The organism is Amycolatopsis balhimycina FH 1894 (genome assembly GCF_000384295.1).
GTDB lineage: Bacteria > Actinomycetota > Actinomycetes > Mycobacteriales > Pseudonocardiaceae > Amycolatopsis > Amycolatopsis balhimycina.
Genome location: NZ_KB913037.1, coordinates 1508214 through 1531920 on the forward strand (window position 1 = coordinate 1508214; position 23707 = coordinate 1531920).

Here is a 23707-nt window from a genome sequence, read left to right on the forward strand (position 1 = left end):
GCGCGATCTAGCGGCCGACGATCCGCAGGGCCAGGTCGCCGTACTGGTACGCGAGCTGGTCGACGGAGAACTCGCCGCTGTCGTGGAACCAGTTCGCCACGCCCATGCCCATGTCGAGGATCGAGTACGACGCCAGCCGGGCCGACCGGACCGTGAAGACGCCCTCCGCCAGACCGCGTTCGATCAGTTCGCGAAACCCGCGCTCGTACGCGCTGCGCAGGCGGAGGACCCGGCCGGGCCGCTCCAGGCTGCCGATCTCGCGGTTGCCGACGAACGCTTCGAGGCGGTGCCGGGCGTGGTACCGGACGTGCGCCTCCACCGCGCGGCGCAGGCGCTCGGTCACGTCGGTGACGCCGTCGACCGCCTCGGCGTGCATCGCCAGGAGCGCGTCCATCGTGCCGAGCATGATCTCGGCCAGCAGCACCTGCTTGCCGGACACGTGCTTGTACAGGCTGGGCCCGCGGATGCCGACCGCGGCACCGATGTCGGCCATCGTCGTCGCCCGGTAGCCCTGCGCGGCGAACAGCCGCAGCGCCGCCAGCCGGATCGCCGCGGCCCGGTCGGCCGGCAGCCCGGCCGCGATGTCGCCGGGGCGATGGGGACGTTCCACCTTCATTCCGTCAGGCTAGCGCCGATTAGCCACATTGTCTTGACTTCGCGACCAGTTGAGCGTTCTCATGGCTAATAGTCATTAGCCACCGGAGGCGCCGATGCCGATCAAGTTCACTGTGGACGAGCCCGTCGCCCGGCTCGCCGAACGCGTGCGGGAGTTCGTCCGGGAGGTCGTCCTCCCCGAGGAACAGGCCTGCGACGGCGTGCTGCACGACGGGCCGGAACCGCTCCGGCGCCGGCTTCAGCAGGCCGCGCGTGACGCCGGGGTCTTCGCCCCGCACCTGGGCCTGGACCTGCGCGGCCAGGCCGTGGTGTTCGAGGCCGCCGGCTACTCCCTGCTCGGCCCGCTCGCCCTGAACATCGCGGCGCCCGACGAGGGCAACATGCACCTGCTGGCCAAGGTCGCCGGCGAAGACCAGCGGAAACGCTACCTGGACCCGCTCGCCGCCGGAGAGATCCGCTCCTGCTTCGCGATGACCGAACCGGCGCCCGGCGCGGGCTCGGACCCGCGCGCCCTCACCACGACGGCGACCCGGGTCACCGGCGGCTGGCGGATCGACGGCCGGAAGTGGTTCATCAGCGGCGCCGACGGGGCCGCCTTCGCGATCTGCATGGCCCGCACCAGCGGCGTGCCCGGGGACGCCGGCGGCGCGACGATGTTCCTCGTCGACGCGGGCAACCCGGGCATGAAGATCGTCCGCAACATCGCGACCCTCGACGAAGGACTCTTCGGCGGCCACAGTGAAGTCCTCTTCGACGGCTGCGAGGTCGGCGACGACGCCGTGCTCGGCGAGGTCGACCGCGGCTTCGGCTACGCCCAGGTCCGGCTCGGGCCCGCGCGGCTCACCCACTGCATGCGGTGGCTGGGCGTCGCCCGCCGGGCGCAGGACGTCGCCCTCGACCGCGCCGCGAGCCGGTCGGCGTTCGGCCGCCCGCTCGACGAGCTCGGGATGGTGCAGCAGCTGATCGCCGACTCCGAAATCGACATCGAGGCGGCTCGGGCCCTGCTGTGGCGCGCCTGCTGGGAGCTGGACCAGGGGCGTCCCGGCGCGCAGCACACGTCGATCGCCAAGACGTTCGTGGCCGAGGCCGTGCACCGGGTGGTCGACCGCGCGGTCCAGATCTGCGGCGCGCTCGGGATCTCCGCGGACGCCCCGCTTTCGCGGCTGTACCGGGAAGTCCGGCCCTTCCGCATCTACGACGGCCCGTCGGAGACGCACCGGTGGGCGATCGCCCGGCGCGCGTCCAAGGCCCGCGCGGCTCTCCGATGACCGACACCGGCGTCGACGTCGACGCCTTGCGACGCTACTTCGAGCGCGAGGTTCCGGAGTTCGGCGGCGAGCTGGGGATCGAGCTGATCCACGGCGGCCGGTCCAACCTCACTTACGCCGTGACCGACGGGACGCGCCGCTGGGTGCTGCGCCGCCCGCCGCTCGGGCACCTCACGCCGACCGCGCACGATGTCGGCCGCGAGTTCCGCGTGATGGCGGCGCTCGGCCCGACGGACGTCCCGGTCCCCCGCACCGTCGTCTCGTGTGAAGACCCGGCGGTACTCGGGGTTCCCTTCACCATCGTGTCGCATGTGGACGGACCGGTGCTGCGGGACGGCGCCGCCTTGCCGGAGATCGACGTCCGCCGGTACACGATGGCGCTGGTCGACGAGCTGGTGAAGCTGCACGCCCTCGTCCCCGCGGAGATCGGCCTCGGCGCGTTCGGCCGCCCCGAAGGCTTTCTCGGCCGCCAGCTCCGCCGCTGGCGAGGCCAGTGGGACCGGGTCGCGACCCGGGAGCTGACCACGGTCGGCGACCTGCACGAACGGCTCGTCAAGGCCGCGCCGGCGGAGAGCGGCGCCGTTCTGGTGCACGGCGACTACCGCTGGGACAACACGATCCTCGCACCGGGCGAGCCGAGCCGGATCGCGGCGATCGTCGACTGGGAGATGGCCGCGCTCGGTGATCCGCTCACCGACCTCGGGCTGCTGCTCGTGTACTGGGACCCGCGGGTGGCGCCCGTCCTCGGCGTCCGGCACGTCCCGACCGCGCACCCCGGCTTTCCCGCCGCGGCCGACCTCGCCGGGCAGTACGCCCGGCGCAGTGGCCGCGACCTCACGGAACTGGCTTTTTACCAGGCACTCGGCTGGTTCAAGCTCGCCGTCATCGCCGAAGGCATCCACGCCCGCCACCGGGCCGGGCAGTCGGTCGGCACCGGCTACGACGAAGTCGGCGCGGCCGTGCCCGGCCTGGTCGGCGCGGGTCTCGCCCTGCTCACCTGAGGAGAAAACCATGCGGTTGTCCGGAAAGATCGCGCTCGTCACCGGCGCGACGGGCGGCATCGGCGAGGCGATCACGCGCCGGCTGGCCGCCGACGGCGCGCGGGTCGTCGTCACCGACGTCGACGCTTCGCGGTGCGAAGCCCTGGCTGCGGAACTGCCCGACGCACTCGGCCTGGCCCTCGACGTCACGTCGGAAGAGGCCTGGCAGGAGACGGTGTCACAGCTGGACCGGCTGACGATCCTGGTGAACAACGCGGGCATCGGCGAGCCCGCGACGGTCGAGACGGAAACCCTGGAAACCTGGGAGAAGGTCATCGCCGTCAGCCAGCGCGGGGTCTGGCTGGGCATGAAGCACGCGGGCGCGGCGATCGACCGCGCGGGCGGCGGCTCGATCGTCAACATCGCGTCGATCTTCGGCACGGTCGGCGGCTTCGGGACGCACTTCTCCTACCACGCCGCGAAAGGCGCGGTCCGGCTGATGACCAAGAACGCGGCCCTGCACTGGGGCAAGCGCGGCGTGCGAGTCAACTCGGTCCACCCCGGATTCATCGAGACGCCGTTGTCCCGGCGGCTCTGGGAGGGCACGCCCCGCCACACGGCGATGGTCGACGGCACCCCGCTCGGCCGCCTCGGCCGCACCGACGAGGTCGCGGGCGCGGTGGCCTTCCTGGCGTCGGAGGACGCGAGTTTCGTGACGGGCTCAGAGCTGTACGTCGACGGCGGCTGGACCGCCCGCTGACGCGCCGCCGATGTCCGTGAATGGCACATTGAGAGACTCTACGTCCCTCAATGTGCCATTCACGGCACGAGCTGGAAATGGGAGACACCGTCCACTTCGGACACCACGGCCCGGCCGCGGGCGACCAGGACGTCCAGGTGGGCGACGGTCTCGTTCGCCGCGAGCATCCGGTTGAAGTCGTTGAGGTCGCCGAAGGCGATCGCCCGCCTCGTCCACGAGAGCCGCTCCGCCACGGCATGGCCGGTCCGGGCGCCCGAGCCGAGGGCGTCCTCCGTCTCGGCGAGCCGCTTGTCGTGATGATCCAGGAGTTCCTCGACGCGCGTGTGCGTACTCGCCGCGGCCGGGCCGTGCGCGGGCAACAGCCGCGTGTCCGGGAACGTCGTCATCAGGCCCAGGGAGCTCAGGTAGTCGCCGAGCGGGAGACCCGGTTCGCCCAGCTCGAAGCCGATCGACGGCGTGATGTGCGGCAGCACGTGGTCGCCGGAGAACAGCAGGCCCCGAGCCGCGTCGCGATACACGACGTGCCCGCGCGTGTGGCCGGGCGTCGGCACCACCAGCAGCGGGTGCCGCAGCGGCACCGTGCCCGCGTCGAGCCACCGGTCCGGCGGCTCCCAGCCGGACGGGTCGAACTCGCCGTACCCCTCCGCCATCCGCGAAGCCAGATCGGGCGCGCCGCCGCGACGGAGGACGTCCAGCGAGGTCACCGGGACGTCGGTGCGCAGCGTGGTCAGCAGCTCGAGCCCCGGCCGCTCGCCCGCGCCGAGGTGGACCCGGGTCCCGAACCGGCGGCGCAGCTCGATCGCCTGGGTGTAGTGGTCGCGGTGGATGTGCGTGACGTAGACGTCGGTGATCTCGTCGAGCCGGTGGCCGAGTCCGGCCAGCGACGAGTCCAGCACCGCCAGGGACTCCGGGATCGACCAGCCGGCGTCGATCAGGACCAGGCCGTCCGGCTCCTCCACAACATAAACGTTGATCGCGCGCAGGCCGTCGTTCGGCAGCGGCAGCGGGATCCGGTGCACGCCCGGCGCGACCGTCTCCGGCCCGCCGGTGGCCCACTTCCCGCGGTCGAGACTCATACTGTGCCAATCGTTACTGATCCGGCCACAGTCACGGCCGAATGACTTTCGCGGCAACGGTTACGTGCCGAGTGGGGGTCGGCCTGCTTTTGGCCGGATCAGCAACCCCCGTGTGCAGGCCTTCGGCGACCTCGCGTGCGCCCGCGCGGTCGAGCTTGCCGACCTTCGTCTGCGGCAGCGCGTCCACCAGGTACACGAACTCCGGCCATTTCGTCTTGGACAGCCCAGCCTCCTGCAGATAGCCGGTGATGTCCCCCAGCTCGACCGGAGAACCGTCACGCGGGACGGCGAGCAGGGCCACCCGTTCCCCGAGGACGTCGTCATGGACCGGCACCACACACGCCTGTTCCAGCCGCTCGTAGCCGGCGACGGCCCGCTCGATCTCGGTGACGTCGATGTTCCGGCCGCCGCGGATGATCACGTCCTTCTCCCGGCCCATGATCGTGATCAGACCGTCCACATCGGACACCACGAGGTCGCCGGTCGGGAAGAACCCGTCCCCGGTCAGCTCCGGCGGCTCGACGCGGCCGCCGCGGGCGTACCCGAGGAACAGCGACGGCCCCAGGACCTGCGCCCGGCCGGTCTCGCCCGGACCGAGCACGGCGCCGTGCGGTGACACGGCCCGGACCTCGGTGCCGGGGAACGGCCGTCCGTCGTGGCCCAGCCGGATCTCCGCGGGCTCCTCCGGCAGGGGTGAGGTGTGGCCGAGGCACTCGGACATCCCGAACACGCGCAGGATCTTCGTCCCCAGCGCGGTCTCGGCCCGCTCCAGCGCAACGCGGTCCATCGGACCGCCACCCACGGTGATCGACCGGACGCCCGGCAGTGCGCCCGCGTCCGCCAGCTGGAGGGCCATCGTCGGGACGCACATCGTCCAGCGGGTGCGCGTCTCGGCCAGCCGGGCGACCACCGCGGGCGGGTCCCACTTCGCCGTCAGGACCAGCGGGCCGCCGAGCAGCAACGAGCAGTAGACGCCGAAGCAGAACGCCGCGGCCGACGACAGCGGCACGATCGCCGCGACGGCGTCGCCGGGCCGGAGGCCGTTGATTTCGATCGTGCACGAGCAGGCGTAGCGCAGGGCCTCCTCGGACTGGACGACGCCCTTGGCCCGCCCGGTGGACCCGGACGTCAGGCCGATGAACGCGCCGCCGTTCCACCGCGCCGGGTCGCCCCGGCCCGCCCCCGACACGGCGGACCAGCAGTCGAGCGCGGGCCGGGTGCCACCGGGCCGCACCGCGGCGACGTCCCATTCGTCCATTGCGGACGGTTCGGCGACGACGACGTCCGGCCGGATGTCTTCGCACGCGGCCGCGAACTCGGCGCGGGTCGTGTGCCGGTTGACCACGGCGAGGACCCCGCCGGTCAGGCCGGTGGCCAGCGCGGCGGCGACCGTGCGCCAGGAGTTGCCGGCCTGCACCAGCGCCGTGGCCCGCGGGCCGAGCACGTCGGCGAGGACCTCGGCGTGGGTCAGCAGCTCGCGGGCGGTGTGCTCGCCGCTGTCGTCGACGACGGCGACGAAGTCGGCCTGCTCGGCGCGTTTGCGGAAATCCTGGACGGCTTCCCTCATCCGGCGAACATCTCCCGTTCGGTGCCGAGGACGGCGATCCGGCGGCCGCGCATGTCGCCGACCTGGGCGACGGCTTCGGCCCATTCCGGGCTGGCGAGGGCCTTGCGCAGGTCCTCCTCGGTGTCGAAGCCGAGGATCGAGACGCCGTCCCAGCCCTCCGAGCGCGGCTCCAGGGCCGCCTCGACCTCGGTGTGCCGCCACGAGCGCAGGCCCGGCAGCCGGTAGGTGAGCTCGGCGTGGTCGGTCCGCCACCAGGTGATGAACCGCTCGTGGGTCCAGTCCGGCGGCTTAGCGGCCAGCAGCACCAGGTTGTACATCGGCACCTCCCTCGAACCGGACGCCGGGTGAGCGTCCGATGATCAGGCGTTGCAGCCGCCCGGACGGGCCGACCTGGCCCGCGGCGACATAGTTGGCGACGACCTCCCCGGCGCGGCGGACCTCGCCGAGGTAGAACTCGGCCCGTCCGGTCGAGCTCACGTCCAGGGGGTGGTGGGTGAGCGTGCCCTTCTCGCGCTGGGCGAGGTAGCCCTCCATCGCCTCGCGTCCGCCGGCGAAGTCGGTCGCGCGGCCGTCGGTGGAGAACAGGATGGAGAACGTGAAGTCGTCGTCGATCAGGTCCAGGATCCGCGACGGCGTGTCGCTGTCCATGATCTCGAACCACTTCGTCAGGAACGGCGCTTCAGACACGTTGGGCCTCCTTGCCCGTCCTAGCGGCGGCCAGCTGCCCGGCCCGGCGGCCGGACACCACGGCCAGGCACAGCCCGCCGCCGTAACCCTCGTTATACACATCGGACAGGTCGGCGCCGGCCGGGTAGAGGCCGTCGATGGGTGTGCCGGTGGTGTCCAGGGCGGTGCCGCCGGTGTCGGCTTCGATGCCGCCGAAGGTGAAGGTGATGGCCGGGACGACGTCGGCGTGGAAGACGCGGCCGTCGCCGAGCCGGGCACGGGCTTCGGCGTCGAGCGACACCGGCAGGGCGTCGACGTTGTCGGCGACGCCGACGTGGCCGCCGCGATCGCGGGAGAACGCCCAGCGGTCGAGGCGGGGGCTGCCGGGGATGAACGGGGTCTCGGCGGCGGCGCGCTGGACGGCTTCGGACCACAGCAGGAGGCCGCGGCCACCGTGGGCGGCGAGCGCCATGGCGTTGTTGTGGTCGCCGCGTGTCTCGTCGGTGAACCGGTGGCCGGCCGGGTCGAGCAGGACGCCGTGGCTGCTGTGGTAGAGCGCGAAGGCGATGTAGTCGATGGGGCTCAGCGGCTCGGCGCCTTCGGCGAACAGGTGGCCGTAGAAGCCGGTGTTCGCGGTGTTGACCGACGCGCCGAGCCCGGCCGCGAGGGCGACGCCGGCGCCGCGGGACCACGGGTTGCCGCGCAGCGGCGGGACGAACCCGCCGCCGACGAGCCCGGCCCGGACGTCGGGGTCGGCCTGCCGTCCCCCGGTCGCGAGCACGACGGACCGCGCGGTGATCCGCCGCGGCCCGGCCGGTGTCGTGGCTTCGACCAGGTAGCCGCCGCTGTCCCGGGCCAGGTTTTCGGTCTGCGCGCCGACGACGACCTGGCCGCCGGCCGCGGTCAGTGCCCGGGTCAGGTGGGCGAGCAGGACCGGCATGTCGAACTTGCGGCCGCGCCCGGCCAGCGCCCGTTCGACGCCGGTCAGGGGCGGCGCGAAGTCCGACAGCCACGCGATGGCGTCGTGGTAGCCCTCGACGACCAGCAGGCCGTGGCGCTGGTACGGGCCGGGGTCCTCCCGGCGCAGCGCAGCCTCGTCCTCGATGGCCCAGACGTAGCCACCGGAGATCGCCGCGGATCCTCCGATCACCGGTGCGCGTTCCAGGACCAGCGTTCGCGCGCCGCCGGTGGCCGCCGTGACGGCCGCGGACAGCCCGGCGAGCCCGGCTCCGAGCACGACGACGTCGAAGTCCCCGGTCATCGGCCGGCTCCTTCCGGCCAGTCGATCAGGGCGAACGTCGTGCTGAAGAACGCCTGGTAGCGGGCCAGCAGCCCGTTCGGCGACACGACCGCGGCCGAGTGGAAGGCGCCGACCGGTTCACCCGCTTCAGTGACGACGCCGTAGACCATCTCGGTGTCGCCATCGGCGCAGTAGCGGAGGATTTCGTGCACCCGGTCGACCGGGTTGCGGCCGTCGAGGTAGGCCGCGAAGTCCGCTTTGGACGTCCCGGCGACCTCGCCGGACGGCAGCGCGATCAGGAACCGCAGGTCCGGTTCCATCAGTTCGAGGGCTTTGGCCGGGTCCTGTCCGTCCATACAGGACAGATATTCTCGCAACGCCACGGTCACTCTCCCTTGAGTGGTCGGCGGGTGGTCACCGGGCGGGCGGGGTGTAGAAGTCCCCTTCGGAGGTCCACTTGCCGTTCTTGACGACGACCTTCTGCACGTCACGCGAGCCCATGTGGCGGTCCGGGCCGAAGCTCATCACGGGAGCGACGCCGGGGTCGATGTTCTTCGCCTGTTCGTAGGCTTTCGCCAGCGCGTCGGACGTCACCGCGCCCTTGACGGTCTGCGCGATCTGGGCGAACACCTTCGCCCCGGCCCAGCCCCAGAGCGCGATGAAGTCGGCGGGCTGGCCGGGCTCGTACTTCGCCATGGCGTCGCGGAACTCCTGGACGGCCGGGTCGGTGTCGTTGGGCGACTTGACCAGCTGTACGGCGCGGGCACCCTCGGCGGCGGGGCCGGCCAGGGTGAGCGTGGACTGCGCGGCGACCGGCGCGTAGCTGTACGTCGGCGCGGTGAGCCCCTGCAGCTTGGCCTCCTTCATGAAGGCGGCCGCCTCGGGCGAGGCGAGGATCAGGACGACCGCGTCCGGCGCCTTGCCCTTCACCTGGCTGACGACCGGGCTGTAGTCGGTGGACTGGAACTTCACCGGCTGCAGGCCGACGTTCATCGCCGGGTCGGACTTCTTGGCGACGCCCTGGGCGGCCTGGGCGACCTTGACGAACGCCGCAGGGTCGCTGTGCACGACGACGACGTTCTTGCGGCCGTCCTTGGCCACCCAGTCGCCGAGCGCGGCGGCCTGGTCCTCGTAGAGGGTCTGCGTGCCGAAGAGGTTCGCGCGCGGCGGGTTGTACCAGGAGTCGAGGCCGCCGAGCTCGTTGAGGATCGGCACCTTCGACTGCTGGAGCACGAACGGGAACGCGGCCTCGGCCTGCGAAGTCCCGTTGGCCGCGACGATGGCGGAGACCTTGTCCTGGCCGATCAGCTCGCGGGCGATCTGGACGGTCTGCTGCGGGTCGAACGCGTTGTCCTTGACGATCCAGTTGACCTTGCGGCCGTTGATGCCGCCGCGGTCGTTGATCATCTTGAAGTAGGCGTCCGCGCCGGCGCGCTGCGGGACGCCGGAGGCGCTGACCGCGCCGGTGAGCGGGTACCACGCCCCGATCGTGATCTCTTTGTCGTTGACTCCGGCCGAGTTCGCGCTCGCACAGGCGGTGGCGGCGAGAATCAGGGTCGCGGCGACGGCGGCAACTTTGACGGGCGTCGAGCGGAGGCGCATGACTGCTCCTAGCAACCTGAGTTCAGTTCAGTTTGACTGTAGCCGCCGCTCCCCGGGTGGACAAGGGACGCGGAAGACTATCCGAATGGGACGGTCACGGGAAAAGCGTTCCCCGCTTGCTCTTCCCCGCGCCAAAGTCCGTGAATGGCACATTGAGGGACTTGAAGTCCCTCAATGTGCCATTCACGGCTCGAGCGGGCCGGGGCGACGTTATTCGGTGACCATGCGGATGCAGCAGCCCTCGATGAGCTCCCGCACCTCGGCCAGCGGCGTCGGCCCACCGGGCCGGTACCACCGCCAGACGCTGATGATCATGCCCAGCATGGCGAGCGCCAGGGTGTGGGCGTCGCGGACCGGGAACACGCCTTGGGACATGCCCTGGGTGATCAGGCGCGTCCAGTCGCGCTCGATGCTCTGCACCAGCTCACGGGCCGCGCGCCGCTCGGTCTCCTCGCGTTCGGACGCGCGGGGCCCGGCCAGCAGCACCATGTTGTTCTGCAGGATCCGCATCTGGAGGATCTCGGACTCCGACACCGCGAACGCCGCGCGCACCGCGGCCCGCAGCGCCGCCACCGGGTCGGTCTCGCCCTCGGTGGCCTCGACGAACTGGTCGCGCGAGCGCTGCAGCTCCAGCCGCATGATGGTCAGCAGGCAGTGCGCCTTGGACTCGAAGTAGTGGTAGAGCGCGGTCTGCCCGATCCCGACGCGGCCGGCCACGGCCGACCACTTGGTCGCCTCGTAGCCCGTCTCGCCGAAGTACTCGACCGCGGCGGCCAGGATGGCGCCCCGCTTGGACCGGGGTCCTTCGTCCGGTTCCACGAGCCTCGCCCCGGTCATCGCCTGCCCTCTCGTGCGCGTCACCTTGCGACCCCCGAGCGTAGTCCTCACCTGAATTCATGTCACAACGGCTTCCGCGCGAGGAAGGCCGCGACGCCGTCCCGGCCGGACGGGGAGACCGCCGCCTCGGCGATGGCCCGGGCTTCGGTGTCCAGGTGCTGTCCGAACGGAGTTGTCGCTCCGTCCCGGACCAGGCGTTTGGTGACGCCGAAAGCCGCTCCGGTCAGCTGCTCCGCGAGGGCGGCCGCCGCTTGCTCCGGATCCACCGCGATGCTCGTGACCAGGCCGGCGGCCAACGCCTCCGCGGCGGTGAGACGGCGGTTCGTCAGCAGCAGCTCGAGCGCCAGCCGAGGGCCGACCAGCCGGGGCAGCGACCAGGAAACGCCCGCGTCGGGCGTATAGCCGATCCCGGTGTAGGCCGCCACGAAGCCGACGTCGTCGGCCGCGACGACGAGGTCGGCGACGCCGAGGAGCCCGAGCCCGGCCCCCGCGACCGCGCCCCGCACGGCGGCGACCACCGGAGCGTCGAGCGCGGCGAGGATCCGCAGTGCCTCGTGCAGGGCGCCGGTGACCCGGTCGAGGTGGGCGCGAAGGTCGCCGGCGGCCGCGAACTCCCGCAGGTCACCGCCGACGCAGAATGCCGGGCCGGCCGCCGTGAGCAGCACCGCGCGGGCGTGCTCACACCGCCGGGCAGAGTCCAGGAGACCCTCCGCGGTCGCGAGGTCGATCGGGTTTCCCCGGCCGCGGGTCAGCCGGACGTGGGCGACGCCGTTCTCGACGGCCACCGACACGCTCATCGCGCGGTCCAGCCGCCGTCGACCACCATGACCTGGCCGGTGTAGTACGACGAGGCGTCCGAGGCCAGGAACAGCAGAGCCCCATCGAGTTCGCCGACATCGCCGCCGCGGTTGAGCATCGTGTTGCGCTCCACCCACCGGCGGGAACGCTCGTCGGCGAACAGGTCGTCGGTCATCTCCGAGCGGAACCAGCCGGGCGCCAGCGCGTTGACCCGGATCCCGGCGCCGCCCCACTGGCCGGCCAGCTCCCGGGTGAGCCCGATCAGCCCCGCCTTCGACGCCGCGTAGCTCGCCCCGCCCAGCGGCGCGGCCGAAACCAGCCCGAGGATCGACGCGACGTTGACGATGCTGCCGCCGTCCCCGCGCTCGGCCATCAGCCGGGACAGGTGGAACGGCGCCACCAGGTTCACCGCCAGCACCTCCGCGAAATCCGCAGCGCTCTCCTTCGCGGCCAGCCGCTCCCCCGGCACCCCGGCGTTGTTGACCAGGATGTCGATCCGGCCCGCCGTCTCGGCCAGCCGGCAACGGTCCGCCTCGACCGAAACATCGCAGGTCACAGCATGGATCTCCGGACCGAGAGCGGCCAGCCGGTCAGCCCGGCGCGCGGCGGCGAACACGGTGGCCCCCGCCGAAGCCAGCACCGACGCGAACCGCGCGCCCAGCCCCGACGACGCCCCGGTCACCACCGCCGTCTTCCCGGCGAGGGAGAACATCAGGCGTCCACGGCGATCGGGAGAGCGGTCGCGCCGCCGTCCAGCACGAGGGCCTGCCCGGTCATCCACGACGACGCCTCGCTCGCCAGGAACAGCGCCGCGTTGGCGACGTCCTCGGTGGTGCCTAGGCGGCGCAGCGGCAGCTTGGCGGTGAGGACGGCCTCGCGCGCCTCCCACACCGCCCGGGCCAGCTCGGTCTTGATCACGCCCGGGGCGATCGCGTTGACCCGGACCTTCGGGCCGAGTTCGTAGGCCAGCTGGCGGGTCATCAGCAGCATCGCGGCCTTGGTGGCGTTGTAGTAGCCGATCTGCGGGTCGACGATCATCCCGCCGACCGAAGCGATGTTGACGATCGTGCCGCCGTGCTCGCTCATCCAGGCGTGCCAGGCCGCACGGCTCCAGGCGATCATCCCGTACTGGTTGACCCGCACGGTCTTCTCCGCGCGCGGCAGGTCCAGTTCCAGCAAGTCACCCATGTACGGGTTGGTCGCCGCGTTGTTCACCAGGACGTCGACGCGTCCGAAGTGGACCATCGTGTCGGCGACGCAGCGCTCGGCCTGCTCGGGTTCGCCGGCGTTGGCGACGACATCCAGGACGTCGCCGGTGCCTTCGCCGCGGAGCAGCTCGGCGCGGGCGTCCCTGAGTCCGTCGGCCTTGCGCGCCGCGATGACGACGTGCGCCCCGGCCGCGCGGAAGGCACGAGCGATGCCGAGACCGATGCCGCGCGAGCCGCCGGTGATCACGGCGACCTGTCCGTCGAGAACCTTCATGGCGCTTTCTCCTTGTACCGGGCCAGTTCCTGCCGGGCGACCGTGCGCAGGTGGACTTCGTCGGGGCCGTCGGCGATCTTCAGTGCGCGGGTGATCGAGAACAGCCGGGCCAGCACGGTGTCGTCGCTGACCCCGGCCGCGCCGTGCGCCTGCACCGCGCGGTCGACGACGCGGTGGGCGACGTCGAGGGCGGCGACCTTGATCGCGGCGACCTCCAGCCGGGCGGCCGCGTTGCCGACGGTGTCCATCAGCCACGCCGACTTGAGCACCAGCAGCCGCAGCTGCTCGATCTCGATGCGGCTGCGGGCGATCCATTCCCGCACGACGCCCTGGTCGGCGAGCGGCCCGCCGAAGGCGACGCGCGAGAGCGTCCGCTCGCACATCAGCTGCAAGGCGCGTTCGGCGAACCCGACCGCGCGCATCGCGTAGTGCATGCGGCCGGGGCCGAGCCGTCCCTGGGCCAGCGCGAACCCCTCGCCTTCGCCGCCGAGCAGGTTCGCCGCGGGCACGCGGACGTTCTCGAACAGCACCTCGCCGTGGCCGAGGCGGTCGGTGTAGCCGAACATCGGCAGGTCGCGCAGCACGGTGACCCCCGGGGCGTCCCGCGGGATCAGGATCATGCTCTGCTGCCGGTAGGTCGGCGCGGAAGGGTCGCTGACGCCCATCAGGATGATCAGCCGGCAGTCCGGGTCGAGGATGCCGGAGGTGTACCACTTGCGGCCGTCGACGACGTAGTGGTCGCCGTCGCGGGTGATGCGAGTGCGGATGTTGCGGGCGTCGGAGCTGGCGACGTCGGGTTCGGTCATCGCGAAGCACGACCGGATCCGGGCGTCCAGTAACGGTTTCAGCCACCGGTCCTGCTGCTCGGCGGTGCCGAAGAGCGACAGCAGCTCCATGTTGCCGGTGTCCGGGGCCGAGCAGTTGAAGACTTCGTTGCCGATGATCGAACGGCCCATCAGCTCGGCCAGCGGCGCGTAGTCGAGGTTCGTCAGCCCGGCACCCCAGCCGCCGTGGGCGAGAAACAGGTTCCACAGGCCTTCGGCGCGGGCCTTTTCCTTGAGTTCCACCATGATCGGCGGCAACGCGTGGGGGTCGGCGGCCTCGGCGAGCTGGCGGTCGTACACCCGCTCGGCCGGGATGACATGGGTGTCCATAAAGGACTTGACCCGCTCCTGCAGTTCGGTGGCGCGGGCCGAAAACGCGAAATCCATGGTCAGCTCCTCAGAATGGCCACGGCGGACCGGATCATCGCGGCGATCGTCGGCGGCAGCCGCTCCTGGTCGGGGTCGTGGTGCTTGCCTTCGCGGTGGCGGCGCAGGTTGTGGCCCATGATCGCGGCCATCTTCATCCGGCCGAGGGCCCGGAACCACGCCATGTCCGGCAGGGGGTCGCCGTAGGCGTCCAGCAGGTCCGCTTCACTGGGCAGGCCGGGCACCGGGACGCCCAGCGCCGGAAAGTTGCCGTGGTCCGCGAACAGCAGGAACCAGCCGAGGTCGGTGCGGGGATCGCCGGTGCTCCAGATCTCCCAGTCCACGACGGCCGTCGCACGCGGTCCGGCGAACAGGACGTTCCCGAGCCGGAAGTCACCGTGCACCAGCACCGGCGGCAGGTCGTCCGGCACGGTGTCGGCCAGCAATCGCAGCAGGTCCTCGGCGCCCGGCCGCAGTTCGGCCGGGACCGCGTGCATCGTGCGGCTCCAGCGTTCCAGCTCACTCGCGGCCGTGGCGGGCGGTTCGCCGGGCACCGGTCCGGCGTCGTGCAGCAGGCGCAGGAGACGGGCCGCTTCGAGCATCCGCGTGCGCGCCAGCTCCGGGGTGAGGGCGTGTTTGTCGAGGACGGGCTCGATCGCCTCGCCCTCGGCGAACTCCATGGCGAACCACGTCTCGTCCGTCACGATCACGCGCGGCACCGGAACGGCCGAACCCGCGAGAGCACGCAGGACCCGCGCCTGCCGCAGGACGTCGTTGCGGCCCACCGGTTTCTGCCCCGGCGGCACCGCCTTGACGACGTACTTGCCCTCGACCGAGTAGGTGAGCCCGGAGTGCCCGCCCGGCAGGACTTCCAGCTCACCGCCGAGATGTTCCCGGACCTGGTCCGCGAGGCTCATCGCGACGGCTCCTTCGGCAGGCCGAGCACGCGCTCGGCGAGGATGGTCCGCTGGATCTCGTCCGAGCCGCCGGCGATGCTGTAGCCGGGCGCGCCCAGCAGGTGCTCGGTCCAAGCGAACGTGCCCCACTCGCCGGTGTCCGCGACCAGCCGCGGACCGAGCAGCTGCACCACGAGGTCGCTGGTCCGCCGCATCGTCTCGGTCGCGTAGAGCTTCCCCACCGACGCTTCCGCACCGGGCTCCCGTCCCGCCGCCAGTGCGGCCGTCACCCGCAGGCCGATGAGCCGCTGGACGAGCGTGCGGACGAACAGCTCCGCGGTCTGCTGCCGCTCGACGTCGGACAACGTACTGTGCCGGGCCAGTTCGATCGCGCGGTCGGCGTTGTCCAGGCCGAGCGACCCGGAGTCGAGGCGTTCGGCGGCCAGCACGCTGAGCGTGACCTTCCAGCCCAGCCCGGCCGGACCGAGCCGGTCGGTGTCGGGCACGACCACGCCGTCGAGGTAGACCTCGTTGAAGCTGGCGCCGCCGGTCATCTGCCGGATCGGCCGCACGGTGACGCCCGGGGCGTCCATCCGCACCAGGAACACCGTGATCCCGGCGTGCTTGGGTGCCTCGGGATCGGTGCGGCACACCGCGACACCCCAGGTGGCGACCCGGGCGCCGGACGTCCACACCTTGTGCCCGTCGAGGACCCACTCGTCGTCGCGGCGCACCGCCCGGGTCCGGACCGCCGCGAGGTCGGACCCGGCTTCGGTCTCCGAGAACAGCTGGCAGGCCAGTTCGTCGGTCCGCAGCATCGGCCGCAGCCAGCGCCGCTTCTGCTCGTCGGTCCCCCAGATCTCGATCGCCGGGGCGACCAGGTGCTGGGTGACGGGGAAGATCTCGCTGCGGCGCGGGACGTCGAACGCGGCTTCCTCGGTCCGGTAGAGCTGTTCGTAGAACGCGGGCAGTCCACGGCCGCCGGACGACGGCGCCCGGCCGAGCGCGCCCCAGCCCGCGTCGAACCGGGTGCGTTCCCACTCCTGGCCACGCGCGGTGTGCGAGCGTTCCTCTTCTTCGGTCCAGTTGTCGAACACCGCGACCGAGTCGTCGCCGGTTCCCCACGCGGCTGACGTCCGGGGACTGGCCACAGTGGACAGCCACTCCCGAGCCTGGGCGCGGAACTCCGCCGGGCCGGTCATCGGCTCAGCACCGTGCACGCGCTGACCCCGGGCGCGCCGTAGACGTGGGTGAACCCGACGCTCGGCTCGCCCGGCACCTGACGGGCGCCCGCCCGGCCGCGCAGCTGCTGCACGACCTCGTAGACCTGCCGCAACCCGGACGCGCCGATCGGCTCGCCGTTGGCGATGCAGCCGCCGTCGGTGTTGACCGGCAGCGAGCCGTCGATCTCCGTGGCCCGGGAAGCGATCAGCTTCTCCTGCTCGCCGTCCTCGCAGAAGCCGCATTCGGCCAGGTGCATCACCTCGGCTCCGCTTTCGGTGTCCTGCAGCTGGGCGACGTCCACATCGGACGGTTCGAGGCCGGCCGCTTCGAACGCCGCCGCGGCCGCGTCCCGGCTGACGCTGGTCGGCTCGCCCGCTTCCAGCACCGGGCTGAACACCTCGAACGAGCCACGACGGCGCGTCCGCACGACCGCCGACCGCAACGTGACCGGGTCGCGGGTGGGGACCGAGGGAGAGCACAGGACCAGCGCCGCCGCGCCCTCCCCCGGAGAACAGAACATGAACCGGGTCAGCGGGTCGTTGACCATGCCCGATTCGAGGATCTCGTCGGCGCTGATCTCCTTGCGGCGCCACGCCTCCGGCGTCAGGCTGCCGTTGCGGTACGCCTTTTCCGCGACCAGCGCGAGGGTCCGCGGCGTGATGCCGAAGTCGTGGGCGTAGCGCTGGATCTTCATGCCGAAGAACTGCGTGGTCACCATCAGGCCGTCGCGCCCGTAGGCGTCGTCCAGGCCCCAGTCCTCGGGACGGGGGTCGAACGCGCCCCGCGGGTGCTTGTCGAACCCGACGGCGAGCACGACGTCGGCCATCCCGCCGCGGATCGCGTTGACCGCCGAGACGAGCGCGCTGCCGCCGGTCGCACAGCCGTTCTTGACGTTGACGAACGGGAGCCCGGTCAGCCCGAGGTCGGCGACCAGGGTGTCGGCGAGCCCGGCGGCGTCGCTGCCGCCGAACGCGGCGCCGACCCGGGACCACGGGATCCCGGCGTCGGCCAGTGCCGCCGTCGCCGCCGCCACGGCGTGGTCCCGCCCGGACCGCTCGGACCGGCCGAACGGCGTCCGGGCGGCACCGCAGATCAGGACGTCGTCGGTCACGAATCCTCCTCGACCGGCTCGGCGTGCGGCACCCCGTCGGTCGCCTCGACCCGGAACCGCATTCCGATATGGACACTGTGGACACCCGCCGGATCGGGGACGTCGAGCACGGCGGCCACGCGCGGCCCGCCGTCCAGCTCGACGTACCCGAGCGCGAACGGCCGGAAGCCGCCGGCAGGCGGGACGTACGGGGGCGACTTCGGGGCGAACCGCTGAACCGTCCACGTCCACAACGTGCCCTCGGCGGGCAGGGTCACCCCCGTCGGCGTCATCGCTCAGCGCCCCGTCCACTTGGGTTCGCGCTTCTCCAGGAACGCCGCGACGCCTTCGGCCGCGTCTTCCGAGTTCAGCGTCACGCCCACCGCGAGGTGCTCCATGACCATCAGCGACTGCGTGTCGGCGTCGAGGCTGCGGTCGATGGTCATCTTGGTGATGCGCATCTGGAACGGGCTCTTGTCGGTGAGGTGGCTGATGAACTCCTCGACCGTCTCGTCCAGCTTGTCGGCCGGCGCGGACTTGTTGATCAGGTCGAAGTCGACGGCCTCGACGCCGGAGAGCAGCTTGCCGGTGAGCATCAGCTCCTTGGTCTTGCGGATGCCGATCATCCGCGGCACCCGGTAGATCGGGCCCGCGCCGCCGAAGAGCCCGCGGCGCATGTGGAAGTCGCCGATCTTGGCATCGTCCGAGGCGATCGCGAAGTCGCACGAGATCATCAGCTCGAACCCGCCGGCGGTGACGTACCCTTCGAGGACCGCGACCGACGGCGTGTTCATCGAGTACAGGCGGTCGCAGATCTTCGCGGAGATGACGGCCACCTCCATCGCCGTCGAGCTGCCGATGTACTCGGCCTGCAGGCTGTCGAGGTCGAAGCCGGAGCAGAACGTGCCGCCGCGGCCGCGCAGGACCAGCACGCGCAGGTCCGGGTCCTTGTCGACCTCGGTGATGATCTCGTCGAGCCGCTCCAGAATCGGCACGGTGACGCAGTTCTTCTTCCACGGACGGTTCAGCCAGACCCGCGCCACGTTCCCGTCGCGCTCGAACTGGATTTCGTCTTCCACGGCCATCTCGTTCTCCTAACTGAACTGACTTCAGTTTGATTGAATAGGTCGCACGGGCCTGCTGTCAACCCGCGTCCGGGTGGCTAAAGTCCCCATGCGGCGGCGAGGAACGCGCTGTGGTCCTGCGTGGTGCCGAACAGCACCTCGTCCGCGCGGGCGCGCCGGACGTAGCGGTGAGCCGGGTGCTCCCAGGTGAAGCCCGTCCCGCCGTGCAGCTGGACGTACTCGGCGACCGCGAGCCGATAGGCGCCGGTGCACACGGTCGCCGCCGCCGCGGCCGCCACTGGGAGTTCCGGAGAGCCGGTCGCGACGCAGGCGATGGCGTACGCCGCGGCCGAGCGCGCGGCCTCGTACTCCACCAGCAGGGCCGCGAGCCGGTGCTTGACCGCCTGGAACGAGCCGATCGGACGGCCGAACTGTCTGCGTTGCTGCACGTAGGACACCGTCGCGTCCAGTGCGTGCCCGATGCCGCCGAGCTGTTCGGCGGCCAGCGCGGCCCGGCCGATGTCGAGCACCCGCGGCACGACGTCCGCCGACCCGATCGGTGTGGCCGGGGTGCCGCGGAACTCGAGCCGCGCCTGCGGCCGGGTCTCGTCGAGCACCCGCAACGGTGTTCCGGGCACAGCCTCGCAGGCGTACAGCCGGTCCCCGGCCCGGACCAGGATCAGGTCCGCGTCGGCGCCGTCGAGGACGAAGTCCGCCGAACCCGACAGCGTTCCGTCGCGTGCCTGGACGTCGCCGTCGAAGGCGACGGTGGCGGTCAGTGTGCCGTCGGCGATGGCGGGCAGGTAGCGCTCGTCGCCGCTGAGCAGGAGGGTGTGGGCGGCGAGCACCACCGTAGGCAGCAGCCGCGGAGCGCACAACGCGCGGCCGGCTTCCTCCAGCACCACCGCCAGCTCGGCGAACGAGTACCCGGCGCCGCCGTGCTCCTCGGGAATCGCGAGCCCCTGGACTCCCAGCTCCGCGGCCATGCGTTTCCAGAGGGAGCCGTCTGCCTCGTGCGCGGCGAAGAAGTCCCTGGTCACCGCGCGGAGTTCGCGCTGCTCCGCGGTCTCGGTCAGCAGCGCGGGATCGATCAGCATCACGCCTCCAGCGTCGTCACGTCGCGGACTCCCAAGGCGACCGCGTGCTCGCCGCCGAAGTAGGCGGACTCGGCCCGCGCAGCGAACGCGGGATCCGTCGCCGGGCCGCGCGCGGCCACCACCCCTTCGTGCAGCACGACCACGTCGTGGCAGGTCGCCATCGCGCGGCTGAGGAGCTGTTCCAGCAGGACGACGGTCAGCCCGCCCTCGGCCAGCTCGCCCAGCCGGCCGTACACCTCGTCGACCAGGGCCGGGGCGAGCCCGAGCGCCGGTTCGTCGACGACGAGGACGTCCGGTCCGGCCATCAGGGCGCGGGCGATGGCGAGCATCTGCTGCTCGCCGCCGCTGAGCCCGGCGGCCTGGACCGAAAGCCGGTCACGCAGCCGGGGCGGCAGCCACTCCGCCGTCTCGTCCAGCTTCGCCCGCAGCGCCGCGCCTTTCAGCCCCACGGAGTACGCGGCGACTTCGAGGTTTTCGCGCAGGGACAGCGTTTTGAACAGGGCCCGGCCTTCGGGCACGAGGCTGGTCCGCACCGTCCGGACGCCGGTGTCGCTCACCTCGCGCGTCCCGCCGGACGGCCGCAGCGAGCCGTGCAGGATGCGGCCGAGGGTGCTCTTGCCCGCGCCGTTCGCGCCGACGACGCCGAGGACGGCGCCCTCGTGGACGTCCAGGTCGATCCCGCGCAGCGCCGCGACCCCGCCGTAGTGGTGTTCGACGCCGGCCAGCCGGAGCACGACCGGGCTGTCCTCGGCTCGCGCGGGCAGCGCGGCGCGCGCGGTCGTCGTCCCGAGGTACGACGCCTGCACGGCCGGGTCGCGCAGCACCTCGTCCGGCATTCCTTCGCCGACGGGCTTGCCGAAGTCGAAGGCGACGACCCGGTCGGCCACGGCGAACAGGTCGTCCAGCACGTGGTCGATGACCAGCACGGCGGCGCCCGCGTCGCGCAGGCGCTCGATCTGCCGGGCGGCGGTCGCGCGCTCGTCGGCGTCCAGGCCGCCGAACGGCTCGTCCAGGACGAGCAGCGCGGGCTCCTCGGCCATCGCGCGGGCGAGATCGAGGCGCTTCTGCAGCCCGAACGGCAGCTCGGCCGGGTACCGGTCGGCGACGTCGGCCAAGCCGACGCGGGCGAGCAGCTCGCCCGCGACCCGCCGCTGCCGCGGCGTGATCCGGCGGTGCGTACACAGCACGTTCTCCGCGACGGTGAGCTCGCCGAACGTCTCCGCGTGCTGGAAGGTGCGCCCGATCCCGAGCCGGCGCCGGGCGGTGGCCCGGGTCTTCAGCAGTTCCTTTCCGTCGTAGACGGCGTTCCCGTCGACGCGGCCGCCGCCGATCAGTCCGGATAGGACGTTCATCAGCGTGGTCTTGCCCGCGCCGTTCGGGCCGATGACCGCCAGCACCTCGCCCTGGCGGACCGAGAGCGACGCGCCTTCGAGGGCCTTCAACCCGCCGAAGCGCACCGACACGTCGTTCAGGGTCAGCAACGGCGGTCCGTCGAGGACCCGATGGGCCACCTCGCGTTCCGGCACGGTCACCGGCCGGGGACGCGGCGGCCGGACCAGCTTTCGCGCGAGCTTGCCGAGGAAGGGCACCACACCGCCGGGCAGGAAGATCAGCGCGGCGATCAGCACGAGTCCCTGCACCACCGGCTGCGGCAGCCCGACGGACGAGGCCAGCGTCGGCGACCAGGCGAGGTAGCCGCCGCCGACCACGGCGCCGAGCACGCTGCCGACCCCGCCGAGCACGCACGAGGCAATGAGGGAAATCCCCAGGTTGAGCGAGAACGGGTCGGGACTGACGAACCCGCTCAGCAGGCCCAGGAGCACCCCGGCGAACCCGGTGAACGCGGCGCTCACGGCGAACGCGAGGGCCGACTGCGCCTCGGGCGCGATCCCGATCGACTGGGCGACCAGCGGGTGGGACTTCGCCGCGACGAGCCGCATCCGCAACGCGGACCCCTTGGCGAGGACGGCGATCGCGAGGCACACCCCGGCGGCGGCGACGGACAGGGTCTGCGCTTCCGTTCCGCCACTGGGCAGCACCCCGGCCAGAGTGTCCACTTGCGACACGGGGACGCCCTGGTCGCCGCCGGTGACGTCGGTCCAGCGATTGATGACCTCGAGGGAGACGAGACTGAACGCCAAGGTGAGCAAGGCGATGTAGAGCGTCGAGAACCGGGCACCGGCGTACCCGAGGAAGGCGCCGAGCACGGCGCCGGCCGCGACGGTGCCGATCACGATCGTCTCCAGCGACCAGCCGTGGCCGCTGCCGTAGGCGGCGAAGTACGCGCCGAGCGCGAAGAACGCCGGGTGCCCGACCGACCAGACGCCGGACCAGCCGGCCAGCAAGCCGACCGACAGCACGACGATCGTGTAGACGGCGGCCAACGCGACCGAATACGCCTGGTACGGCGGGACCACGCCGGAGTTCAGCACCGCGATCAGGGCGACCGCGGCGAGCGGGCCGAGCAGGGCCCGCGTCACCCGGGAGCCGAGGAAGGACATGGCGTACCTCAAACCCGTTGGAAGGTGCGCGTGCCGAACAGGCCCTGGGGCCGGATCAGCAGCACGAGGACGGTGAAGGTGAAGACGAAGGTGTCGCGGAAGCTCGCCGAGACGTAGCTCGCGCCGAGGTTTTCCAGCACCCCGACGGCCAGCCCGCCGACGACCGCGCCGTACATGCTGTTCAGCCCGCCGAGGAAGATCCCGGCGAAGGCCCGGAACAGCGGCGCGGACAGGATGGTGGGCGCCAGGCCGACCTTCGGCGCGTAGAGGCACGCGGCGAGCGCGCCGAGCCCGAGGCCCAGCGCCCAGGCCAGCCGCGCGATCCGCTGCGCGCTGATCCCGACGATCTGGGCGGCGTCGGCGGACTCCGCGACCGCGCGCATCGCCGAGCCGGTGGTGGTCCGGCCGAACAGGAACGCGACCAGGCCCATCGCCACGCCGGCCACCGCGATGGTCAGCAGGCTCTGCGCCGGAATGGAGGCGCCGCCCAGGCGGACGGTGCCGTCGACGATGCTGGGGAACGACTTGGGCTGCGTGCCCCAGATCGAGCTGACCACGCTTTCGGCGATGAGCGCGACGCCCATGGTCACCACGAGGGCGGCGAACAGCCGGCCCTGGCCGAGCGGCCGGATCACGACCTCGCGGACGAGCAGCCCCGCCACCACGGTCACGACGACCGCGCCGAGCACGCCGACGAGCACCCCGGCGCCGTTGTCGTGGAAGGTGATCGCGGCGTACAGGCCGAGCGTCGCGAGACTCGCGAGCGCGAAGTTCACGACGTCCGTCGCCCGGTAGACGATCACCAGGCCGAGCCCCATCAGGCCGTAGATCGCCCCGCCGGCGATCCCGCTGACGAGCACGAGCAGGAATTGATCCACGCCGATCCTCTCCCTTGAGGACAAAGTGAACTCAGTTCAGGTGACGGTAGCCGCCGTTCCCCGGCCTGGCAACCCCGTCAGGCGGTGAAGCGGCCGCCGTTGGCCAGCACCACTGCGCCGGCCAGGTTCGCCGCTTCCCCACCGGCCAGGAACAGGGCTATGCCGGCGATCTCGTCCGGAGTGGCGTAGGCCCCGCCGCCGGACTCGGTGAAAGCCCGGCGAAGGGCGTCCGGCGTCCGCGCCGCCATCCCGGTCTCCGTGGGCCCGGGCGCCACGACGTTGACCCGGACCCCGAACGGCACCACTTCCTTCGCCACCGCCTGGGCCAGCGCGTGCACCCCGGCCTTCGACGCGGAGTAGTGCGGATAGCCCACCGGCGCGTCGAAGGCGGAGGACGATCCGACGACGACCACAGCACCGGCGCGCCGCGGCACCATCACCCGGACCGCCGCGCGCAGGACGTGGAACGTGCCGTCGAGGTTCACGCTCACGACCCGCCGCCAGGACCGCACGTCCAGCCTGGCGGTGACTTCCGGCGGCCGCCCGGCCTCCCAGGCGTCCGCGATCCATTGCTTCGCCTGGGGATCGTCGACGCCGGCCGCGTGCACGACGACGTCGAGCCCACCGTGGTCGCGCTCGATCCCGGAGACCAGCCAGTCGACGCGGTCCGGGTCCGCGACGTCGACTTCCGCCGCCCGCGCGTTGCCCAGGGGCGCGGCGACCTTTTCCGCGGCCGCGAGGTCCCGGTCGGCGAGCACGACGTGCCCGGCACCCCGGCCGGCCAGTTTCCGCGCCACCGCGGCGCCGATCCCCGAGCCCGCGCCGGTCACGAGCGCGATCTTGCCGTCGAACGACGCTTCCTGAACTGAGTTCATT

Annotated in this window: 25 protein-coding genes; 3 read left to right on the plus strand and 22 right to left on the minus strand. The window is 72.0% G+C overall.

Going from position 1 to position 23707, the window contains the following annotated elements; genetic code table 11:
* Nucleotides 1-7: 7 nt before the first annotated feature.
* Entirely contained in the window at nt 8-616 is a 609-nt protein-coding gene (locus tag A3CE_RS0105970; protein ID WP_020639160.1) for a TetR/AcrR family transcriptional regulator, read from the minus strand.
* Nucleotides 617-710: 94 nt separating this feature from the next.
* Between A3CE_RS0105970 and A3CE_RS0105975 the strand changes: the two genes are divergently transcribed.
* The 3 genes from A3CE_RS0105975 to A3CE_RS0105985 are packed head-to-tail and all read left to right on the plus strand — an operon-like array spanning nt 711 to nt 3623.
* Complete coding sequence (locus tag A3CE_RS0105975) at nt 711-1883, plus strand: acyl-CoA dehydrogenase family protein (protein ID WP_020639161.1); 1173 nt, start codon at nt 711-713, stop codon at nt 1881-1883.
* Complete coding sequence (locus A3CE_RS0105980) at nt 1880-2884, plus strand: phosphotransferase family protein (protein ID WP_026468205.1); 1005 nt, start codon at nt 1880-1882, stop codon at nt 2882-2884. Before A3CE_RS0105975 ends, A3CE_RS0105980 begins: the two co-directional genes overlap by 4 nt.
* Nucleotides 2885-2894: 10 nt before the next feature.
* Nucleotides 2895-3623 (plus strand): SDR family NAD(P)-dependent oxidoreductase, encoded by a 729-nt coding sequence (locus tag A3CE_RS0105985; protein WP_020639163.1) that lies wholly within the window; start codon nt 2895-2897, stop codon nt 3621-3623.
* A 59-nt stretch (nt 3624-3682) separates the two neighbouring features.
* On the opposite strand, the gene A3CE_RS0105990 is transcribed toward A3CE_RS0105985, so the two are convergent.
* From A3CE_RS0105990 to A3CE_RS0106090, 21 genes are all read right to left on the minus strand, one after another.
* The gene (locus tag A3CE_RS0105990) at nt 3683-4699 is read right to left on the minus strand and encodes an MBL fold metallo-hydrolase (protein ID WP_020639164.1); all 1017 of its coding nucleotides are present in this window, start codon (nt 4697-4699) and stop codon (nt 3683-3685) included.
* A gap of 31 nt (nt 4700-4730) precedes the next feature.
* Complete coding sequence (locus A3CE_RS0105995) at nt 4731-6266, minus strand: class I adenylate-forming enzyme family protein (protein ID WP_020639165.1); 1536 nt, start codon at nt 6264-6266, stop codon at nt 4731-4733.
* On the minus strand, nt 6263-6583 hold the full coding sequence (locus A3CE_RS0106000; protein ID WP_020639166.1) for an EthD family reductase: 321 nt from the start codon (nt 6581-6583) through the stop codon (nt 6263-6265). The genes A3CE_RS0105995 and A3CE_RS0106000 overlap by 4 nt, the downstream gene beginning before the upstream one ends.
* A complete protein-coding gene (locus tag A3CE_RS0106005) occupies nt 6555-6953 on the minus strand; it encodes a nuclear transport factor 2 family protein (protein WP_020639167.1) in 399 nt (132 codons plus the stop codon). The genes A3CE_RS0106000 and A3CE_RS0106005 overlap by 29 nt, the downstream gene beginning before the upstream one ends.
* On the minus strand, nt 6946-8193 hold the full coding sequence (locus tag A3CE_RS0106010) for an FAD-binding protein (protein WP_020639168.1): 1248 nt from the start codon (nt 8191-8193) through the stop codon (nt 6946-6948). The genes A3CE_RS0106005 and A3CE_RS0106010 overlap by 8 nt, the downstream gene beginning before the upstream one ends.
* Nucleotides 8190-8555, minus strand: a complete 366-nt coding sequence (locus tag A3CE_RS0106015) for a nuclear transport factor 2-like protein (RefSeq protein ID WP_043791871.1) — start codon at nt 8553-8555, stop codon at nt 8190-8192. The genes A3CE_RS0106010 and A3CE_RS0106015 overlap by 4 nt, the downstream gene beginning before the upstream one ends.
* Nucleotides 8556-8586: 31 nt before the next feature.
* The gene (locus A3CE_RS0106020) at nt 8587-9774 is read right to left on the minus strand and encodes an ABC transporter substrate-binding protein (protein ID WP_020639170.1); all 1188 of its coding nucleotides are present in this window, start codon (nt 9772-9774) and stop codon (nt 8587-8589) included.
* Nucleotides 9775-9984: 210 nt separating this feature from the next.
* Entirely contained in the window at nt 9985-10635 is a 651-nt protein-coding gene (locus A3CE_RS0106025; RefSeq protein ID WP_245589438.1) for a TetR/AcrR family transcriptional regulator, read from the minus strand.
* Between the two features lie 38 nt (nt 10636-10673).
* Nucleotides 10674-11408, minus strand: a complete 735-nt coding sequence (locus tag A3CE_RS0106030) for an enoyl-CoA hydratase/isomerase family protein (protein ID WP_020639172.1) — start codon at nt 11406-11408, stop codon at nt 10674-10676.
* Entirely contained in the window at nt 11405-12121 is a 717-nt protein-coding gene (locus tag A3CE_RS0106035; RefSeq protein ID WP_020639173.1) for an SDR family NAD(P)-dependent oxidoreductase, read from the minus strand. Before A3CE_RS0106035 ends, A3CE_RS0106030 begins: the two co-directional genes overlap by 4 nt.
* Nucleotides 12121-12891, minus strand: a complete 771-nt coding sequence (locus A3CE_RS0106040; protein ID WP_020639174.1) for an SDR family oxidoreductase — start codon at nt 12889-12891, stop codon at nt 12121-12123. The genes A3CE_RS0106035 and A3CE_RS0106040 overlap by 1 nt, the downstream gene beginning before the upstream one ends.
* The gene (locus A3CE_RS0106045) at nt 12888-14102 is read right to left on the minus strand and encodes an acyl-CoA dehydrogenase family protein (RefSeq protein WP_020639175.1); all 1215 of its coding nucleotides are present in this window, start codon (nt 14100-14102) and stop codon (nt 12888-12890) included. Before A3CE_RS0106045 ends, A3CE_RS0106040 begins: the two co-directional genes overlap by 4 nt.
* Nucleotides 14103-14104: 2 nt before the next feature.
* Nucleotides 14105-14998 carry a phosphotransferase family protein gene (locus tag A3CE_RS0106050; protein WP_020639176.1) on the minus strand — a complete coding sequence of 298 codons (894 nt, stop codon included), beginning with the start codon at nt 14996-14998 and terminating at the stop codon, nt 14105-14107.
* Nucleotides 14995-16179 (minus strand): acyl-CoA dehydrogenase family protein, encoded by a 1185-nt coding sequence (locus A3CE_RS0106055; protein WP_020639177.1) that lies wholly within the window; start codon nt 16177-16179, stop codon nt 14995-14997. Before A3CE_RS0106055 ends, A3CE_RS0106050 begins: the two co-directional genes overlap by 4 nt.
* On the minus strand, nt 16176-17312 hold the full coding sequence (locus A3CE_RS0106060; protein ID WP_020639178.1) for a thiolase family protein: 1137 nt from the start codon (nt 17310-17312) through the stop codon (nt 16176-16178). Before A3CE_RS0106060 ends, A3CE_RS0106055 begins: the two co-directional genes overlap by 4 nt.
* Nucleotides 17309-17584 carry a Zn-ribbon domain-containing OB-fold protein gene (locus tag A3CE_RS0106065; RefSeq protein ID WP_020639179.1) on the minus strand — a complete coding sequence of 92 codons (276 nt, stop codon included), beginning with the start codon at nt 17582-17584 and terminating at the stop codon, nt 17309-17311. Before A3CE_RS0106065 ends, A3CE_RS0106060 begins: the two co-directional genes overlap by 4 nt.
* A 3-nt stretch (nt 17585-17587) precedes the next feature.
* The gene (locus A3CE_RS0106070; RefSeq protein WP_020639180.1) at nt 17588-18376 is read right to left on the minus strand and encodes an enoyl-CoA hydratase/isomerase family protein; all 789 of its coding nucleotides are present in this window, start codon (nt 18374-18376) and stop codon (nt 17588-17590) included.
* A gap of 77 nt (nt 18377-18453) precedes the next feature.
* The gene (locus A3CE_RS0106075) at nt 18454-19452 is read right to left on the minus strand and encodes an acyl-CoA dehydrogenase family protein (RefSeq protein ID WP_020639181.1); all 999 of its coding nucleotides are present in this window, start codon (nt 19450-19452) and stop codon (nt 18454-18456) included.
* Nucleotides 19452-21953 (minus strand): ATP-binding cassette domain-containing protein, encoded by a 2502-nt coding sequence (locus A3CE_RS0106080; protein WP_020639182.1) that lies wholly within the window; start codon nt 21951-21953, stop codon nt 19452-19454. The genes A3CE_RS0106075 and A3CE_RS0106080 overlap by 1 nt, the downstream gene beginning before the upstream one ends.
* An 8-nt stretch (nt 21954-21961) precedes the next feature.
* Nucleotides 21962-22831: a branched-chain amino acid ABC transporter permease gene (locus tag A3CE_RS0106085; RefSeq protein WP_020639183.1), complete on the minus strand. Its 870-nt coding sequence runs from the start codon at nt 22829-22831 to the stop codon at nt 21962-21964.
* A gap of 77 nt (nt 22832-22908) precedes the next feature.
* Nucleotides 22909-23706, minus strand: coding sequence for an SDR family NAD(P)-dependent oxidoreductase (locus A3CE_RS0106090; protein WP_020639184.1), 798 nt, complete (start codon nt 23704-23706; stop codon nt 22909-22911).
* Nucleotide 23707 lies beyond the last annotated feature (1 nt).

Coding starts and splice junctions, on each gene's coding strand:
- A3CE_RS0105970 (WP_020639160.1), bottom strand. CDS start 616: ATGAAGGTGGAACGTCCCCATCGCCCCGGCGACATCGCGGCCGGGCTG.
- A3CE_RS0105975 (WP_020639161.1), top strand. CDS start 711: ATGCCGATCAAGTTCACTGTGGACGAGCCCGTCGCCCGGCTCGCCGAA.
- A3CE_RS0105980 (WP_026468205.1), top strand. CDS start 1,880: ATGACCGACACCGGCGTCGACGTCGACGCCTTGCGACGCTACTTCGAG.
- A3CE_RS0105985 (WP_020639163.1), top strand. CDS start 2,895: ATGCGGTTGTCCGGAAAGATCGCGCTCGTCACCGGCGCGACGGGCGGC.
- A3CE_RS0105990 (WP_020639164.1), bottom strand. CDS start 4,699: ATGAGTCTCGACCGCGGGAAGTGGGCCACCGGCGGGCCGGAGACGGTC.
- A3CE_RS0105995 (WP_020639165.1), bottom strand. CDS start 6,266: ATGAGGGAAGCCGTCCAGGATTTCCGCAAACGCGCCGAGCAGGCCGAC.
- A3CE_RS0106000 (WP_020639166.1), bottom strand. CDS start 6,583: ATGTACAACCTGGTGCTGCTGGCCGCTAAGCCGCCGGACTGGACCCAC.
- A3CE_RS0106010 (WP_020639168.1), bottom strand. CDS start 8,193: ATGACCGGGGACTTCGACGTCGTCGTGCTCGGAGCCGGGCTCGCCGGG.
- A3CE_RS0106020 (WP_020639170.1), bottom strand. CDS start 9,774: ATGCGCCTCCGCTCGACGCCCGTCAAAGTTGCCGCCGTCGCCGCGACC.
- A3CE_RS0106030 (WP_020639172.1), bottom strand. CDS start 11,408: ATGAGCGTGTCGGTGGCCGTCGAGAACGGCGTCGCCCACGTCCGGCTG.
- A3CE_RS0106035 (WP_020639173.1), bottom strand. CDS start 12,121: ATGTTCTCCCTCGCCGGGAAGACGGCGGTGGTGACCGGGGCGTCGTCG.
- A3CE_RS0106040 (WP_020639174.1), bottom strand. CDS start 12,891: ATGAAGGTTCTCGACGGACAGGTCGCCGTGATCACCGGCGGCTCGCGC.
- A3CE_RS0106045 (WP_020639175.1), bottom strand. CDS start 14,102: ATGGATTTCGCGTTTTCGGCCCGCGCCACCGAACTGCAGGAGCGGGTC.
- A3CE_RS0106050 (WP_020639176.1), bottom strand. CDS start 14,998: ATGAGCCTCGCGGACCAGGTCCGGGAACATCTCGGCGGTGAGCTGGAA.
- A3CE_RS0106055 (WP_020639177.1), bottom strand. CDS start 16,179: ATGACCGGCCCGGCGGAGTTCCGCGCCCAGGCTCGGGAGTGGCTGTCC.
- A3CE_RS0106065 (WP_020639179.1), bottom strand. CDS start 17,584: ATGACGCCGACGGGGGTGACCCTGCCCGCCGAGGGCACGTTGTGGACG.
- A3CE_RS0106070 (WP_020639180.1), bottom strand. CDS start 18,376: ATGGCCGTGGAAGACGAAATCCAGTTCGAGCGCGACGGGAACGTGGCG.
- A3CE_RS0106075 (WP_020639181.1), bottom strand. CDS start 19,452: ATGCTGATCGATCCCGCGCTGCTGACCGAGACCGCGGAGCAGCGCGAA.
- A3CE_RS0106080 (WP_020639182.1), bottom strand. CDS start 21,953: ATGTCCTTCCTCGGCTCCCGGGTGACGCGGGCCCTGCTCGGCCCGCTC.
- A3CE_RS0106090 (WP_020639184.1), bottom strand. CDS start 23,706: ATGAACTCAGTTCAGGAAGCGTCGTTCGACGGCAAGATCGCGCTCGTG.